This window comes from Chryseobacterium sp. II3a (assembly GCF_057815135.1).
Genome location: NZ_JBYPZJ010000012.1, coordinates 93,017 through 108,679, shown reverse-complemented (window position 1 = coordinate 108,679; position 15,663 = coordinate 93,017). Strand labels below are relative to the sequence as shown.

The 15,663-nt window shown below is 35.6% G+C and carries 11 protein-coding genes; 6 read left to right on the top strand and 5 right to left on the bottom strand.

Going from position 1 to position 15,663, the window contains the following annotated elements:
* Window positions 1–44: 44 nt before the first annotated feature.
* The 3 genes from AC3HD6_RS21520 to AC3HD6_RS21510 form a co-directional block, all read right to left on the bottom strand.
* Complete coding sequence (locus tag AC3HD6_RS21520) at window positions 45–2,342, bottom strand: GH92 family glycosyl hydrolase (RefSeq protein WP_488898183.1); 2,298 nt, start codon at window positions 2,340–2,342, stop codon at window positions 45–47.
* A 69-nt stretch (window positions 2,343–2,411) separates the two neighbouring features.
* A complete protein-coding gene (locus AC3HD6_RS21515; protein ID WP_488898182.1) occupies window positions 2,412–3,101 on the bottom strand; it encodes a response regulator transcription factor in 690 nt (229 codons plus the stop codon).
* Between the two features lie 12 nt (window positions 3,102–3,113).
* The gene (locus AC3HD6_RS21510; protein WP_488898181.1) at window positions 3,114–4,367 is read right to left on the bottom strand and encodes a sensor histidine kinase; all 1,254 of its coding nucleotides are present in this window, start codon (window positions 4,365–4,367) and stop codon (window positions 3,114–3,116) included.
* A gap of 159 nt (window positions 4,368–4,526) precedes the next feature.
* On the opposite strand from AC3HD6_RS21510, the gene AC3HD6_RS21505 reads away from it, so the two are divergent.
* The 4 genes from AC3HD6_RS21505 to AC3HD6_RS21490 all read left to right on the top strand — a co-directional run bounded on the left by AC3HD6_RS21505 (window position 4,527) and on the right by AC3HD6_RS21490 (window position 8,948).
* Window positions 4,527–4,937 carry a DUF1573 domain-containing protein gene (locus tag AC3HD6_RS21505; protein WP_488898180.1) on the top strand — a complete coding sequence of 137 codons (411 nt, stop codon included), beginning with the start codon at window positions 4,527–4,529 and terminating at the stop codon, window positions 4,935–4,937.
* 177 nt (window positions 4,938–5,114) lie between these two features.
* Window positions 5,115–5,996, top strand: coding sequence for an SDR family oxidoreductase (locus AC3HD6_RS21500; protein WP_488898179.1), 882 nt, complete (start codon window positions 5,115–5,117; stop codon window positions 5,994–5,996).
* Between the two features lie 87 nt (window positions 5,997–6,083).
* Entirely contained in the window at window positions 6,084–8,018 is a 1,935-nt protein-coding gene (locus AC3HD6_RS21495) for a M1 family metallopeptidase (RefSeq protein ID WP_488898178.1), read from the top strand.
* 102 nt (window positions 8,019–8,120) lie between these two features.
* Window positions 8,121–8,948 carry an endonuclease/exonuclease/phosphatase family protein gene (locus AC3HD6_RS21490; protein ID WP_488898177.1) on the top strand — a complete coding sequence of 276 codons (828 nt, stop codon included), beginning with the start codon at window positions 8,121–8,123 and terminating at the stop codon, window positions 8,946–8,948.
* Window positions 8,949–8,951: 3 nt separating this feature from the next.
* Here the strand turns inward: AC3HD6_RS21490 and AC3HD6_RS21485 are convergent, their stop codons facing one another.
* Together AC3HD6_RS21485 and AC3HD6_RS21480 are read right to left on the bottom strand one after the other, a co-directional pair.
* Complete coding sequence (locus AC3HD6_RS21485; RefSeq protein WP_488898176.1) at window positions 8,952–9,638, bottom strand: response regulator transcription factor; 687 nt, start codon at window positions 9,636–9,638, stop codon at window positions 8,952–8,954.
* Window positions 9,628–10,950: a sensor histidine kinase gene (locus AC3HD6_RS21480; RefSeq protein ID WP_488898175.1), complete on the bottom strand. Its 1,323-nt coding sequence runs from the start codon at window positions 10,948–10,950 to the stop codon at window positions 9,628–9,630. Before AC3HD6_RS21480 ends, AC3HD6_RS21485 begins: the two co-directional genes overlap by 11 nt.
* Window positions 10,951–11,149: 199 nt before the next feature.
* On the opposite strand from AC3HD6_RS21480, the gene AC3HD6_RS21475 reads away from it, so the two are divergent.
* Both AC3HD6_RS21475 and AC3HD6_RS21470 read left to right on the top strand, forming a co-directional pair.
* A complete protein-coding gene (locus AC3HD6_RS21475) occupies window positions 11,150–13,519 on the top strand; it encodes an outer membrane beta-barrel family protein (protein ID WP_488898174.1) in 2,370 nt (789 codons plus the stop codon).
* A 258-nt stretch (window positions 13,520–13,777) separates the two neighbouring features.
* Window positions 13,778–15,643, top strand: coding sequence for a M1 family metallopeptidase (locus AC3HD6_RS21470; protein WP_488898173.1), 1,866 nt, complete (start codon window positions 13,778–13,780; stop codon window positions 15,641–15,643).
* Window positions 15,644–15,663: the final 20 nt, after the last annotated feature.

Below are 15,663 nucleotides of genomic sequence, written 5' to 3'. Positions count from 1 at the left end.
GCCCGCTTTTTTATTTCAAAAATTCCATTGGCTTTAGCCAAAACCTATTTTTTAGCCTTATTTCCCATATAAAAAGTAAGCTTTCCACCATTCATAATCTCAGAATGTTTTAATATGAAATTCTTGATTTCTGTTCCGTTTAAAAGGACTTTCTGTACATATACATTTTCCGGACCTTGATTAAGGGCTTCAATTTCAAATGTTTTTCCGTTTTCTAAATGTAATATCGCATTATTAATCGCCGGACTTCCTATTGAATAGTTCTCTGAACCAGGCGCTACAGGATAGAAGCCTAATGAACTTAAAATATACCACGCACTCATTTGCCCTGTATCATCATTTCCTCCTAATCCATCAGGAGTTGCTTTGTACTGCATTTCCAGAATATGACGGATCTGTGATTGGGCTTTCCAGGGTTGCCCTGCCCAGTTATAAAGATAAGCAACATGATGTGCCGGCTCATTTCCATGAACATATCCGCCAATGATTCCTTCACGGGTAATATCTTCCGTATCGGCAAAGAATTCATCAGGGAGATGCATGGTAAACAATTCATCCAGTTTTGAAGAGAATTTCTTTTTTCCACCCATCATTTTTATCAATTCTTCTGGGTTTTGTGGCACAAAGAAGCTGTAATTCCAGGAGTTCCCTTCGATAAATCCCTGCCCATGGGTACTTAATACATCAAAGTCCTTTTTAAAGCTTCCATCTGCCAGACGGGGACGCATAAAGCCGATGGTTTTATCAAAATTATTCTTCCAGTTCTCCGAACGTTTGATGAATTGATTATAGATTTCAGTTTCTCCTAAATGTTTAGCCAATTGAGCAATCGCCCAGTCGTCATAAGCATATTCCAACGTATTGGAAACCGAAGTGCCATTTTTCTCAGCCGGAATGTAACCTAAATCAATATATTGTCCAATACCTTCATAATCTCTTTTGTTGGCGGTTTCTATACATGCTTTCAATGCTTCTTTAGCGTCACCATCATAATTCCCTTTAATAATAGCATCGGCAACTACACTTACGCTGTGATACCCACTCATGCACCAGTTATCATTGGCATAATGTGACCAAATGGGCAGCATTTTCATAGAAAATTGATTATAATGAGCCATCATGGACCTTACCATATCATTATTTCTTTTGGGTTGGATAATATTAAAGAAAGGATGAAGAGCCCTATAAGTATCCCATAAAGAGAATGTGGTATAGTTGGTGAAGTTTTCTGCTTTGTGAATATTTTGGTCCAGTCCTTTATATTCTCCATTTATATCCATATAAACAGTTGGATTGATGAATGTGTGATACATTGCAGTATAGAAATTGGTCTTTTGGGATTCGGAGCCCTCAATAACAATTTTATTTAATTCTTTGTCCCAATCTTTTTGAGCATTTGCCTTAACCTGATCAAACGTTAAATTTCCGGCTTCTTTTTCAAGGTTTTCCAGAGCATTAGTTTGGCTTACAGGAGAAATTGCAAGTTTGATCTCTATAGATTCGTTTTCATTTGTATCAAAATCGAAATACATTTTTAAATTCTTTCCAGCGATCTCCGGAAAGTTTTTTGTTTGGTCAAACTTTCTCCAAAATCCTTTATACACCTGTTTCTCATCATAGTTTTTCTGACCGTAAGACTTAAATGGTTTTGAAAATTTCATCGCAAAATAAACAGTTCTGGTTCTTGCCCAGCCGTTAGTTTGTCTATACCCGGTAATGGTATTACCATCTTCTACCCGGGCATAGGTCCAGACATTTTTCCCGTCATAATTATAAATACCGGCCATTAAGTCCAAAATGATATGGGATTGGTCTGATTTAGGAAAAGTATAGCGGTGGACTCCCACTCTTGGAGTAGCTGTCAATTCTGCAAGAATACTATAATCGGTAAGCTTAACCTGGTAATATCCTGCGGCAGCCTTCTCGTTTTGATGTGAAAATCTGCTTCTATATCCATTTTCAGGATGGGCAGCTGTTCCTGGGTTAAGCTGAAGCTTTCCTACAGTAGGCATGATCAGAAAATCTCCAAGGTCTGAATGTCCCGTTCCGCTGAAATGAGTTGAGCTGAAGCCTGTAATGGTTTTGTCTTCGTATCGATAGCCTGCACAATATTTATACACTTCACCGTTGTATTTTCCGTTAAGCTCATAAGAAATACTGTCTGTTTCAGGGCTTAATTGTATGGCTCCAAATGGAACTGTAGCTCCGGGATATGTATGTCCCATTTTTTCTGTTCCGATAAGTGGATTTACATATTGGTATAATCTTTCAAATTTTTGAGCTTTAAAATGGATGCTTAAAAATAATAGAAACAGAAAAACAGTGGGTTTGTGATTTTTCATTAATAGCAGATTTTCAAAGGTTAAAATTAATTAAAATCATCATTTGCTGGTTTGCTTTATTAAATTCGTTCAATATTTATTTTTTTCGGAAAAGCGGAAACCTATTCCGTGCAGATTTTCAATTAGAATATCCTGTTCTGCAGCCAATACTTTTCGCAATCGGGAAATAAATACATCAAGACTTCTTCCCATGAAATAATCATCATCTCCCCAAATGGCTTTCAGGATATCCTGCCTTTTCAAAACTGTATTTTTGTGATCAAGGAAATAATGAAGAAGCTCAGACTCTCTTTGAGTAAGAGTAACAGTATCAATAGCATTTTGTAAAGTATAATTTTTAGGATCAAAATCATATTTTCCGACTTTGTACTTTAGAGAAGAGGTATTTGTTTTCTTTGTACGTTTCAGGAAAACTTCAATTTTCAGCATGAGTTCCTCAATACTGAATGGTTTTACAAGATAATCATCAGCTCCTATTTTTAACCCTTTAATTCTGTCTTCTTTCAATGCTTTGGCGGAAATGAAAATAATCGGAATATCAGAGTTTTTGCTGCGAATCTGTTGTGCGACCTCAAATCCGTTCATGCCAGGCATCATAATATCCAGCAGACAAATATCATAATCCGTACTGTTAAATGCTTCCAATGCAGATTCACCATCAGAATAGCAGCTGATATCATAATAACTTTCCAGGCTGTCTTCAACCAGGAATGCTATTGTTTTGTCATCTTCCGCATATAAAATTTTAGATTTCTCCATACTTACACATGATTATATTGAAAACGGAAAAAAGAGGGTAGTGGTAATTCCTTTATCTTCATTATTCTCTACTGAAATTTTCCATTGATGTTGCTGTACGACTTTCTTTACATAAAATAGTCCCAGCCCAAAACCATTCACTTCTTCACTTCTTTTGGTAGATACCCTATAAAATTTTTCAAAAATATGAGGAATATTTTTAGCAGGGATACCCAATCCGTTGTCTTTAAACTTTAAATATAACCCTTTTGAGTCTTTATAGGCTGAAATTTTAATAACTGGTTTTGTTTCACAGTACTTGATAGAGTTGTCTAAAATATTATAAATGATATTGGTAAAGTGAAACTCATCAGCCATTATTGAAGTGCTGCCTTCAATATCTATTTCGATATTGACGTCTGTATTTTTGTACTGTATTGTGTCTGTAATTTCCTGAATAAAGGGAAACAGTAAAATTTTATGAGGCTTTAATGACAACCCTGAAGCATCATTCTTTGCAATATTCAGTATTTTTTCAATATGATTATTAAGCTTATGACTTTGGTTAATAATAATAGATGTGTAGGTCTGCAATTTAGAATTTTCCTGCACCTGATCCTGCTTATTGAGCGCTTCGGACGCTAAAAGTATGGAAGATAAAGGTGTTTTGAACTCATGTGTCATATTATTGATGAAATCTCTCTGCAGCTCTGAGAATTTCTTTTGTTGAATAATGGTATAGATAGAATAAACATACACTAAAAGAATAATAATAAGGGCAAAAGTGAGCAGATACCAGAATCTTAATGAACTGATCAGATAAGTTGTTTTATCCGGAAATCGGATTGAGAAATAATAGATCAGATTTTTATGTTTGGGAAAATTAATGACCTTGTTACTTGGGCTTTCCTGGTGGGAAGTCATAAACTTTCCGTACACCATTTTGTCACTATGGCAGTTGTATAGAGCATATACATAGTCTGTATTGACCTGAAAGCGGGTGAATTCTGTTTTCAGATAATATTCAAGAACTATGGGATGAAATTCATTATTAATATTGACTACATAATAGTCATTAGCAATATTCTGTACCGGGTTTTCAATATAAGAAGTTTTGCCTCCGGATAGTTTCTCTGCAACTTCCATTAAGGCAATATTTACCTTTTGGTTAAACTTTTTATCCTCAAGATTATAAGCCTGGCGGGTCCACATCAGTTGAGCTATTAAAATTCCGATAATAGCGACGAACCCCAGCGTTATGATGATATTGAGTTTTTTAATTTTCATTTCCGGAAACAATATTATCCAAAAATATCTATTTATCTTTTATCATTAACAACTTGTTAACAAATGTTTGACAGCAGTTAACAAGTTATAATCATAGTCTGTTTTACATTTGCTACATCGAAAAAAGATAACCTTATCTAAATATTAAAATTTATACTCATGAAAAAACTAAAAATTACTGCTCTTTTAGCTGTTTTAGCATTCTCACCTTTTTATGCTAATGTGCTTTCTACTGATGCCCCATCAATTGTAAAAAGGGTTGCAGATGCTATTAAATGGAAATCAGAATCTATAGATGTAGGAAATATTCCTCAGGGAAAACCAAAATTGATCAGGTTTGAATTTACCAATACAAGTTCAAAACCAATCATTATACAAAATGTAGCACCTTCATGTGGATGTACTACAGCTGATTATACAAAAACTCCTATCCAGCCAGGAAAAAAAGGTTTTGTAGAAGCTAGTTATAATGCGGCAGCAGTAGGTCCATTTATGAAAACTGTAAATGTGACTACAAGTGATAGCAAAACTCCTAAAACACTTTCATTCAAAGGAGTAGTTGCTTCTTAGTAGATCGTTTTAAATAAATAAAAAATAGCCTGGTAATCATTATCAGGCTATTTTCTTTTTAGAGTATTTGATTTATTTTTTTGAATAGTATAAGGAATAATTATTTGTAGCATTATTTATCAACCTATTTTAAAGGATTGCATTTCAATATTTATTATTTTTAAGAAAAAATATTTTATGAGTCTATATACACAACCAATGTTGCGCGAAGGTGCACTGAAAGATAAAGTAGCAATTGTGACAGGAGGCGGAAGCGGCCTTGGAAAAGCAATGACTAAATATTTTCTTGAACTGGGAGCCAATGTGGTGATCACCTCCAGGAATCTGGAGAAACTACAGACTACAGCAAAAGAACTTGAAGACGCGACAGGAGGGAAAGTTCTTTGTGTAGCTTGTGATGTGAGAAACTGGGATGAGGTGGAAGCCATGAAAGAGGCAACGCTGAAAGAATTTGGTAAAATTGATATTTTATTAAATAATGCGGCAGGAAATTTTATTTCTCCAACAGAAAAACTGACTCATTCTGCTTTTGATTCTATTTTAGATATTGTTTTAAAAGGAACAAAAAACTGTACACTTTCTATAGGAAAACATTGGATAGATTCTAAAACTCCAGGAACTGTATTGAATATTGTAACAACTTATGCATGGACGGGTTCAGCTTATGTGGTGCCTTCTGCCTGCGCAAAAGCAGGTGTTTTGGCAATGACAAGATCTCTGGCTGTAGAATGGGCAAAATATGGAATCCGTTTCAATGCGATTGCTCCAGGACCTTTCCCTACAAAAGGAGCTTGGGATAGACTTCTTCCGGGAGATCTGCAGGAAAAATTCGATATGAAGAAAAAAGTTCCATTGAGGAGGGTAGGAGAACACCAGGAATTGGCTAACCTTGCAGCATACCTTGTTTCGGATTATTCTGCTTATATGAACGGAGAAGTAGTGACTATTGATGGTGGTGAATGGCTTCAGGGAGCAGGAGAGTTCAATATGCTTGAAGCAATTCCAGGCGAAATGTGGGATGCTTTGGAAGCGATGATTAAGGCAAAAAAATCAAACTAAATTAATTTATTTAAAAAAATAGCCCGGAATTGTTACAATTCCGGGCATTTTTTTTACCTATGCATTACATTAGTATAATTTTTTCAAATGAATTTAAAACTTCCAACCCTTGTTTCGGCTATTACAGTTTTCTTTTTCTCGGGATCTGTATCAGCACAGGAAACTCCAAAGTATGATTATGTAGAAGCATTTAAACCATTCTTCTATCCTCAGACAGGTACGGAAACCCGCTCTGCAAGCGGACAACCGGGACATGCTTATTGGCAGAACTCAGCAGATTATCATTTGAATGTCAGCTTGAATGAAAGTAAAAAAGAGATTACAGGAACGGCTGAGATTAAATATACAAACAACAGCCCTGATCAACTTGGCTTTCTTTGGCTGCAGCTTGATCAGAACCTATTTGCGAAAGATTCCCGTGGGAATGCCGTTGTTCCATTGTCAGGAAGTAGGAATGGAGCGCATGGAGAAACTTTTGATGGTGGATATACCATTAAATCTGTAAAACTTGATGGTAAAGCAGTAAAATATACCATTACAGATACTAGAATGCAGATTGATCTGCCTGGTGAACTTAAAGCCAGAGGCGGAGTGGCAAAAATTTCTATCGAATATTCCTTTGTCTCACCAGAATACGGGTCAGACAGAATGGGAGTACAGGATACTAAGAATGGGAAAATCTTTACCATGGCACAATGGTATCCGAGAATGTGTGTGTATGATGATGTAATGGGTTGGAATACCCTTCCTTATGTAGGCGCTTCCGAATTTTATCTGGAATATGGAGATATTACGGCTACTATTACAGTGCCCGCCAATCATTACGTTGTAGCATCAGGGGAGCTTCTGAATGAGAATGAAGTATACAGTAAAGAAGAGACAAATAGATGGAATCAGGCTAGAAATAGTGATAAAACAGTCATGATACGCCCAGAATCTGAAATAGGAAAAAATAAATCTTCAGGAACAAAAACTTGGAAATTCAAGATTACCCAAGCCCGCGATTTTGCTTGGGCATCCTCTTCAGGATTTATTTTGGACGCAGCAAGAATCAATCTTCCGAATGGTAAAAAATCATTAGCTATTTCTGCCTATCCTGTAGAAAGTGCGGGGGAAAAAGCATGGGGAAGATCCACCGAATATACAAAAGCTGCTATAGAACATTATTCCAATAAATGGTATGGTTATACGTATCCTGCAGCAACCAATGTGGCTGGGAATGAAGGCGGAATGGAATATCCGGGAATTGTTTTCTGTCATATGGATTCGAAAGAAGAAGAGCTTTGGGGAGTCACAGATCATGAGTTTGGGCACAACTGGTTTCCGATGATCGTAGGATCTAATGAAAGGGTATTTGCTTGGATGGATGAAGGTTTTAATACATTTATCAACGGAATTTCAACAGAAGCCTTCAATAAAGGAGAATATTACAGAAAAAAGAATCTAGGACAATCGGGAAGCTACTTCATGAATGATAATCTGGAGCCTATTATGGTGGGACCGGATAATATGAAAGAAAGAAGTATTGCTGCTTTGGCATATTATAAGCCTGGAGCCGGATTATCTATTTTAAGAGAATCAATTTTAGGACCTGAAAAATTTGATAAAGCTTTCAGAGCTTATATTGACCGATGGGCATTCAAGCATCCTACTCCGTGGGATTTCTTTCATACAATGGAGAATGTTTCAGGAGAAGAACTAACCTGGTTTTGGAGAGGTTGGTTTTTCAATAAATGGAAAATCGATCAAGGGATAAAGAGTGCGAAATATATTGATGGAGACTTTAAAAAAGGAGTTCAGATAACGATTGAAAATATTGGGCAACTGCCTGTACCTACTACAGTTCAGCTGAGGTTTAAAGATGGAACAGCAAATACAGTGAAAATTCCTATCGAAGTTTGGAAACGAAATACAGAATGGACCTTCAAAGTAGATTCTAATAAAGAAATTAAAGAAGTTAAGTTAGATCCAGATTCCCAAATCTCTGATACTGATTTGAATAATAACAGTCTGGTTTTGTAATATTCATCATTTAAAAAGAATAATTTAACATTATTATCATATAAATAAGACTTCTCTATCACAGAGAAGTCTTATTTTTGTCTCAACTTGATAAAATAGATTATGAATTTCAGATTTTCAATGGTATTCCTGATGTTATTTGCATTGGGATTTTCTCAGGATCTTACGGTGATGAGTTTTAATATCAGGCTGAATGTTGCTTCAGACAAAGAAAATGCATGGCCGGAGAGAAAACAGGATGTTGCGGACCTTTTAATGTATTACCATCCTGACTATTTCGGTGTTCAGGAAGCTCTTCCGGAGCAGATGAAGGATATTAAAAATGGATTGAAGAATTATGAATATATCGGAGTTGGGAGAGATGACGGTAAGGAAAAAGGAGAGTTTTCCGCTCTTTTTTATGATACCCAAAGATTGGAAGTAGTAAAATCGGGGACGTTCTGGTTATCTGAAACGCCCGAAAAACCCTCAAAAGGATGGGATGCAGCTTTGAACAGAATCTGTTCTTATGCTGTTTTCAAAGATAAAAAATCGAAAAAAGAATTCCTTGCGATGAATCTTCACTTCGACCATATTGGAAATGTTGCCCGGGTAAAGTCCTCAGAATTGATTTTGAAGAAAATCAAAGAACTGAATCCAAAGAATCTCCCGATAACAGTAAGTGGAGATTTTAATCTTACAGATGATACGGAACCTGTTAAAATCCTTTCTCAAAATATGAAGGATACCTTTTATCATTCAGAAACGAAGCATTACGGACCAATAGGAACTTTTACGGCTTTTAATGTAAATGAAGTGCCTAAAGAAAGAATAGACTATATTTTTACCAATGGCTTTACAATAAGATCTCACCGTCATATCAATGATAGAAGAGAGAATTTACTTTATCCATCGGATCATTTTCCGGTTATCGTAAAACTTTCTTTCTAAGAATTAGTGGGTTGGAAAATCAATCTCAAATCCAATTCCTCTGAGGGATTGGATTTTTATTTTCGGGTCATTGCTGAAATATTTACGAAGTCGGCTGATAAATACATCAAGACTTCTTCCTGTAAAATAATCGTTGGTTTCCCACAGGTTATCCAGAATATTATTTCTTGTGATCGTAGTATGGTTATGCTTCAAAAGATAGAGAAGCAATTCCTGTTCACGAACCGTCATTCGTACATTGCCGTTAGGATGAGATAAGAGAAGTTTTTGAGTATCCAGCAAGTAGTCTCCAATTTTCACTTGAGGTTCTATAGCCGGTGGTGATGTTCTTTTCAGAATATTCTTTATTCTTAATACCAGTTCTTCAGGATCACAGGGTTTGGCAATATAATCATCAGCACCTATTTTTAATCCGGTTAGGCGGTCAATTTTCTGATTCTTTGCAGTTAAAAATAAAAGAGGAAAGTTATTTTTCTCTTTTAAGATCATTTTTGCAAGGGAGAAACCGTCAATATTGGGCATCATCACATCCAGAATTCCCATCTGAAAAGGAAAATCAGTGGAAATAATCGGTATGATATCTTCAGGGTTTTGGAACCAGCTGATCTCAAAATCTTCCAGTTCAAGATATTGTTTAAGAATCATTCCGAAATCAGAGTCATCTTCTGCCAGCAGGATTTTAGTTTTCATAAGGGATGGTTATTTTAAAAGTACTTCCAATACCCGGTTGGCTGGATACGTCAACTTTACCGTGATAGGAGGTAATGATTTCTTTTACAAAATACAGCCCAAGCCCCAGTCCTTTGCTGTTATGAATATTATTGGCCTGTATCCTGTAGAATTTTTCAAAAATGTTTTTCAGTTCTTTACGTTCCATACCCTGGCCATTATCAGAAACCTCAATTTTTAGATGCTGAGCAGCACTGTTGGTATTGATGGTCACGGCTGATGCTCCATACTTTATACTATTTTCACACAGATTCTTTACAGTTGTTTCCATAAGATTTTTATCAAACGGAAGCTGGCTGGTGACTTTATTATCTAATTTAAAATCTATTTGTGGATAAGTGAAAGAAAGGTCCTGAATGAAAAATGACCAATCTTCGGGCTCAATAGCAATCATATCTTCCGGTGTTTCATCTTTATGGAGCTGAATCATCAAGCTTTCGAGTCTTGAAATTTGTCGGTCAATCAAGGGAAGAGTCTCAGGATTCCAACCTTTTTTTAACGTTTTTGATGCTATTTTTAAGGTTGCAATTGGAGTCTTAAACTCATGCGAGATGTTATCCACAACAGTGTGGAGAACTTCTACCTGTTTTTGCTGTTTGATGAGGTTTTTGATCGTGAAAATATATAATAGAAGAACACCTGAAAGAAGGGCAATACAGCAAATAATTAATAGCGCAAGTTCTTTGAAAACAACATTTTTTATATTTCTGATTTCAAAATCAGTTTGGGTTTTAACCAGAAAGGTATTGCTTCTTTTAACGGTTCCTTTGTCTGAATCATTTCTTTTGGTTGTGGAAGTTTCCCAGCTTCCGTTGCTGGCTATGTGAGGCTTCTTAATCTTATCTTTTGTTTCAAAAATAACAATAGGCTCAGTGATCACTTTAGCACTGTCCGGAAGGTGAACAATAGAGAGATAACGGATTCTTGCAGAAATGTCATAACCATCTTTCTCAGCTCGGCTCTCAATATAGCGGATAAGTCTCTCCTTGGCTATTTTTCTGTTTTCTAAGAAATACCTTAAAAAATCCTTTTTACTGATCTCTTTATTATGATATTTGATAATAATTTCCTGAAGGGCATCATCCTTTGACTCCTTGATCTCATGAATATCCTCCAGATTATCAGAGTAGTTGGTAAGCCCGTCATTGACAGATCTGTAGATGTCTCTTTCTTTGACCTGATAGGTTTTATACATAAAGTAAACCTGTATTCCCAGTAAAAGTAGGAATAAGGCAGCAAAAACCGGAATGAGAATTTTACTCTTAGATATCATTAAAACAAAGATAAAGCTTTAGGATTCTATTGAAATGGTATTTTTCTCATTAACCTTTTATTAACCTTATGTTTTAAGGAGAAAGCGAAAAGACGTTAACCCATCATTAACCTTTCGTTAACCGAAATTCTCCAGCCCAATTTGGAATTTTGTCCTGTAAAAACAAACTAGTCTTTTTTATATTCTTAAAAATATAATCATGAACAAAACTCTTCTTTTTCTGTGTCTTCCCATAACGATGCTGGCTCAAAAACAAAAAATTGCAGGAACGGTGATGAATACCGAAAATGAAAAACTCTCAGCAGTGCACGTAGTTCTTTATAATTCCAAAAATGAATTAATCAAAGATTTGAAAACAGATAGCAATGGGGGTTTTATTCTGGAAGGAATCAGTGATCAAAATGTAAAGTTGATGGTGAAGAATGATGGGTATTCTTTATTTGAAAAGAATCTGGATCTGGAAAACCCTGAAACCTTACAAATTATTTTAAAAAGAGAGGCTAAGGAGATAGAAGGTGTTGTAATGACTCAGCGAAAACCATCAGTGAAAAGAAAAGTGGACCGCCTGGAGTTTAATGTAGAAAACAGCAATATATCATCACTTAATGCATGGGAAATTTTAAAAAATACTCCTAATGTTACTGTAAACAATAGTGTACTGACTGTGAAAGGAAGCACAGGAATTCTGGTCACGATCAATGATAAAAAAATAATGCTGACCGGTGATGAACTGAAAAACCTTTTGGAAAACACGCAGGGGGATGAAGTGAAATCTATAGAAGTGATTACCAATCCACCTGCGAAATATGAAGCTTCAGGAAGTGCAGTGCTGAATATTGTGATGAAAAAGAACAAAATTGAGGGCTATCGGGGAATTTTGTCTTCAAAATATGTTCAGACCCAATATGCAAAAGCAGTTTTTGGACTGTCGCAATATTATAAGAAAGATAAGCTATCCATCATGGCAAGTTACTATAAAGGAATGGGAACTTATTTGCGCGAAGGATCTGACTATGTCTATTATCCCGAAAGCCAAACCCGGTGGATCAGCACGATGAATAGGAAGGATAAAAACACTAACCAGAATACCCTGAACCTTAATGTAGAATATGAGTTGGACAGTTTGACCAGCTTAAGCCTCAACTATTCAGGGTATTTTTCTCCAAAGTCTCATGGAGTCTATGATGTGCCTACATTGATCTACAACAATCAAGATGTGGTAGAATCTCGTTACAGAACATTCAATGATCACGAATCAAGTTCCAATAATAATTCAATTAGTTTTCAGATAGACCGAAAGCTGAATAAAAAAAGCAGCCTTTCCTGGATCAATTATTTTACAGGAAATAATACTGATAAATACCAAAATGTCACCACTCATCTGAACTTTGCAGGGCAGCCCCCAAGAGAAGACCATTTTCTGACCCAGAATAAAGCTGATGTTCAGCTGTATTCTACTCAATTGGATTATCAATGGAAGGGCGAAAAGCTGGAGTGGGAATCCGGTACAAAATATAGTTTTGTAAAAACGAACAGTAAACTTGATTTCTCTGATAATGAAAATGGATTGATGGAATTCAGACCTGAAAAAAGCAGTGATTTTGATTATAAAGAATATAATTTTGCACTATACTCTTCACTATCATATAATATTGGAAAATGGAACTTTAAAGGAGGGCTTCGTGCGGAAATGACAGACCTTGAGGGGATTGTTTCAGAACCCTATACCCGAAATAAAAATAACTATTGGAATTTTTTTCCAACCTTTTATGCTCAGTATACCACAGGGAATAAACAAGAATTTGGGTTTTCTTATGGAAAAAGAATCAGCAGACCTTCTTACTCATGGTTGAATCCTGCAAAATCTTATTACAACCTGTTTTCCTATTTTCAGGGAGATCCTCAATTGAAAGCCACCATTATTCATAATCTAAATCTTACCTACTCTTGGAAGAATTGGAATCTGGATTTTTATTACCGCAAAGAGCTGTATCCATCTATGGAAATTTCATATCAGATTCCGGAAACGAACAATGTTGTATACCATTTTACGAATATTGAAAAAGGTCAGGCATTTGGACTGAGTTTATATAAAAATTTCCAAATAAAGCCTTGGTGGACTGCTGTTTTATCCGAAAATCTGGAACGCAACGAAAACTACTTCAATGGAGTAGACGGAATATTACATCAGAATAAAGTCTGGAATTGGGTATCTAATATTTCTACCAGCTTTACTCTGGATAAAAACAGGGATTGGAAAATGGAAATAGGACATCGGTATTTCTCTCCGGGAATACAGGGACCTTTCAGAATTTCCAGCAGTTGGTCTGCATATTTTGTGATGAACAGAAAATTTTTCAATAAAAAGCTGGAAGCATCATTAGTTGTAAGTGATATTTTTAAAACTACACGAGAGAAAGTTTCTACCAGGTATGCCAATCAGGATAATTATTTCCTGGATTATTCGGATACTCAGGGATTCACACTGTCACTGAAATATAACTTTGGAAATCAATCTGTGAAGAATGCTAAAACCATCAAAAAAACATCTGAACAGGATAGACTTTAATCTAAGTTTGAGGGAAGAAAATCAAGATTCAGCATAAGTTTGTTTTAGGCGGGATGATTACAGCTATCATACAATCAAATTACTTTAAAAAGGAATTAGCCTTGATTAATGACTTTCATAACTCCCATCTTCCATCTCCAGAACTTTTAGAATATTTTAAATAGAAAATTAATTATCATAAAACATTATTATAAAAGAAATTCTCACTTGATGTTACATTTTCGCTATTTTTGATACTTATCTAAAAAAGAGATTATTATGAAGAGAATTTTTTCCGGAATGCTGGTGGTTGTTTCATTGCTGCAACTCTCCGCTCAGGAATTGTATATGCCGAGAAATATTAAAAGAGCTTATGAACGAGGAACCCGTGATATTTCTGGTACACCTGGCAAAAACTACTGGCAGAATAAAGGGATTTACAATGTTGACGTAAAAGTGGATGCTAATACAAAGACTGTTTCTGGGAAAGAAACTATTGTTTATACCAATAATAGTCCCGATAATCTTAATGAATTAGCGATAAGATTTGTAAATAACTTACATAAACCTCAATCTCCGAGATCAGGATCAGTTTCTAAAGATTTTTTGTCTACTGGGTTGAAAATCAAATCATTTATTGTAAATGGAGAAAAATATGATATCGATAGTGAAGATTGGGGAACCGTTGAAAAAGTAAAATTAAAATCAGTTTTAAAATCGAAGTCCAAAGCTGAGGTTAAGATTGAATGGGAATATCCGCTTTCTGTGCAGAGCGGAAGAGAAGGACAGATTGATCCTGAAACATTCTATGTCGCTTATTCTTTCCCTAGAATTTCCGTATATGACGATTATAATGGATGGGATATGCTTCCACACTCTGACAGACAAGAGTTTTATAATGACTTTAATGATTATAGCTTTGCCATTACAGCACCCAAAAATTATGTAGTGTGGGCAACCGGAGATTTCCTGAATCCTGAATCCGTTCTTCAGCCAGAGTATTTAAAAAGATACAAGGCTTCGTTAAAAAGTGATAAGGTAATGCATATTGCTACAGAACAGGAAATGAAGTCAGGAAAAGTTACCCAGCAAAATAAATGGAATGTCTGGAAATTTAAAGCCAATCATATTACAGATTTCTGTTTTGCACTGAGTAACCATTATGTATGGGATGCAGCGAGTGTTCAGCTTAAAACCAAAAGAGCAAGCGTTCAGGCGGGGTATAAAGCAGGAGCGAAAGATTTTGAACATTATGTAGACTGGATGCGTTATAATCTGGACTGGTTTTCCAAAAACTGGCCTGGAGTAGAATATCCTTATAATGTAATGACTGCCATCCAGGGATATGCAGATATGGAATATCCGATGATGATTAATGATAGCAGTATTCCTGATAATCTTCAGGATGCTAGACTTACCGCTGATCATGAAATTGCACATACCTATTTTCCTTTTTATATGGGTATCAATGAAACGAGATATGCTTTTATGGACGAAGGATGGGCTACTACTTTAGAATATCTGATTGGGATTGATGAGAATGGGGAAGAAAAAGCAAAAGATTTTTATAAAAACTTCCGTGTAAAAAAATGGATCAATGATCCTTCTGCAGAACAAGATCAGCCGATTATTACAATGAGTACGCAGGTAAGCGGCTCAGGATACGGAAATAATTCATATGTAAAATCATCATTGTCTTACCTTGCATTAAAGGATTATTTGGGAGATGAATTGTTCAAAAAAGCATTACATCACTATATGGACAACTGGAACGGAAAACATCCGGTTCCATGGGATTATTTCAATTCTATGAATGCAGGTTCCGGGAAGAATCTGAACTGGTTTTTCCAGAATTGGTTTTATACCAATAATTATATTGATCTAAAAGTTGCAGGAGCTTCTCAAATGAATGATTTGCTTACTGTAAATGTAGCCAATATAGGAGGGTTTGCTATTCCGTTTGATGCCGTGCTGTCCTATGAAGACGGAACTACTGAAAAGCTGCATTTTTCACCTTCTGTCTGGGAAAAAGATCAAAAATTAACGGATCTGGTGATTCCTATTAAGAAAAAAGTAAAATCCGTAAAGCTGGACGGAGATATTTTCATGGATTATACACCGGGAGATAACAGTAAAACTTTATAAAATGAAAGCCTTCAAAATCT

Excerpts from the sequence above, each read along its gene's own strand:
- AC3HD6_RS21485 (WP_488898176.1), bottom strand. The coding sequence starts at position 9,638 with ATGAAAACTAAAATCCTGCTGGCAGAAGATGACTCTGATTTCGGAATG.
- AC3HD6_RS21495 (WP_488898178.1), top strand. The coding sequence starts at position 6,084 with ATGAATTTAAAACTTCCAACCCTTGTTTCGGCTATTACAGTTTTCTTT.
- AC3HD6_RS21515 (WP_488898182.1), bottom strand. The coding sequence starts at position 3,101 with ATGGAGAAATCTAAAATTTTATATGCGGAAGATGACAAAACAATAGCA.
- AC3HD6_RS21500 (WP_488898179.1), top strand. The coding sequence starts at position 5,115 with ATGAGTCTATATACACAACCAATGTTGCGCGAAGGTGCACTGAAAGAT.
- AC3HD6_RS21505 (WP_488898180.1), top strand. The coding sequence starts at position 4,527 with ATGAAAAAACTAAAAATTACTGCTCTTTTAGCTGTTTTAGCATTCTCA.
- AC3HD6_RS21480 (WP_488898175.1), bottom strand. The coding sequence starts at position 10,950 with ATGATATCTAAGAGTAAAATTCTCATTCCGGTTTTTGCTGCCTTATTC.
- AC3HD6_RS21470 (WP_488898173.1), top strand. The coding sequence starts at position 13,778 with ATGAAGAGAATTTTTTCCGGAATGCTGGTGGTTGTTTCATTGCTGCAA.
- AC3HD6_RS21490 (WP_488898177.1), top strand. The coding sequence starts at position 8,121 with ATGAATTTCAGATTTTCAATGGTATTCCTGATGTTATTTGCATTGGGA.
- AC3HD6_RS21520 (WP_488898183.1), bottom strand. The coding sequence starts at position 2,342 with ATGAAAAATCACAAACCCACTGTTTTTCTGTTTCTATTATTTTTAAGC.
- AC3HD6_RS21510 (WP_488898181.1), bottom strand. The coding sequence starts at position 4,367 with ATGAAAATTAAAAAACTCAATATCATCATAACGCTGGGGTTCGTCGCT.
- AC3HD6_RS21475 (WP_488898174.1), top strand. The coding sequence starts at position 11,150 with ATGAACAAAACTCTTCTTTTTCTGTGTCTTCCCATAACGATGCTGGCT.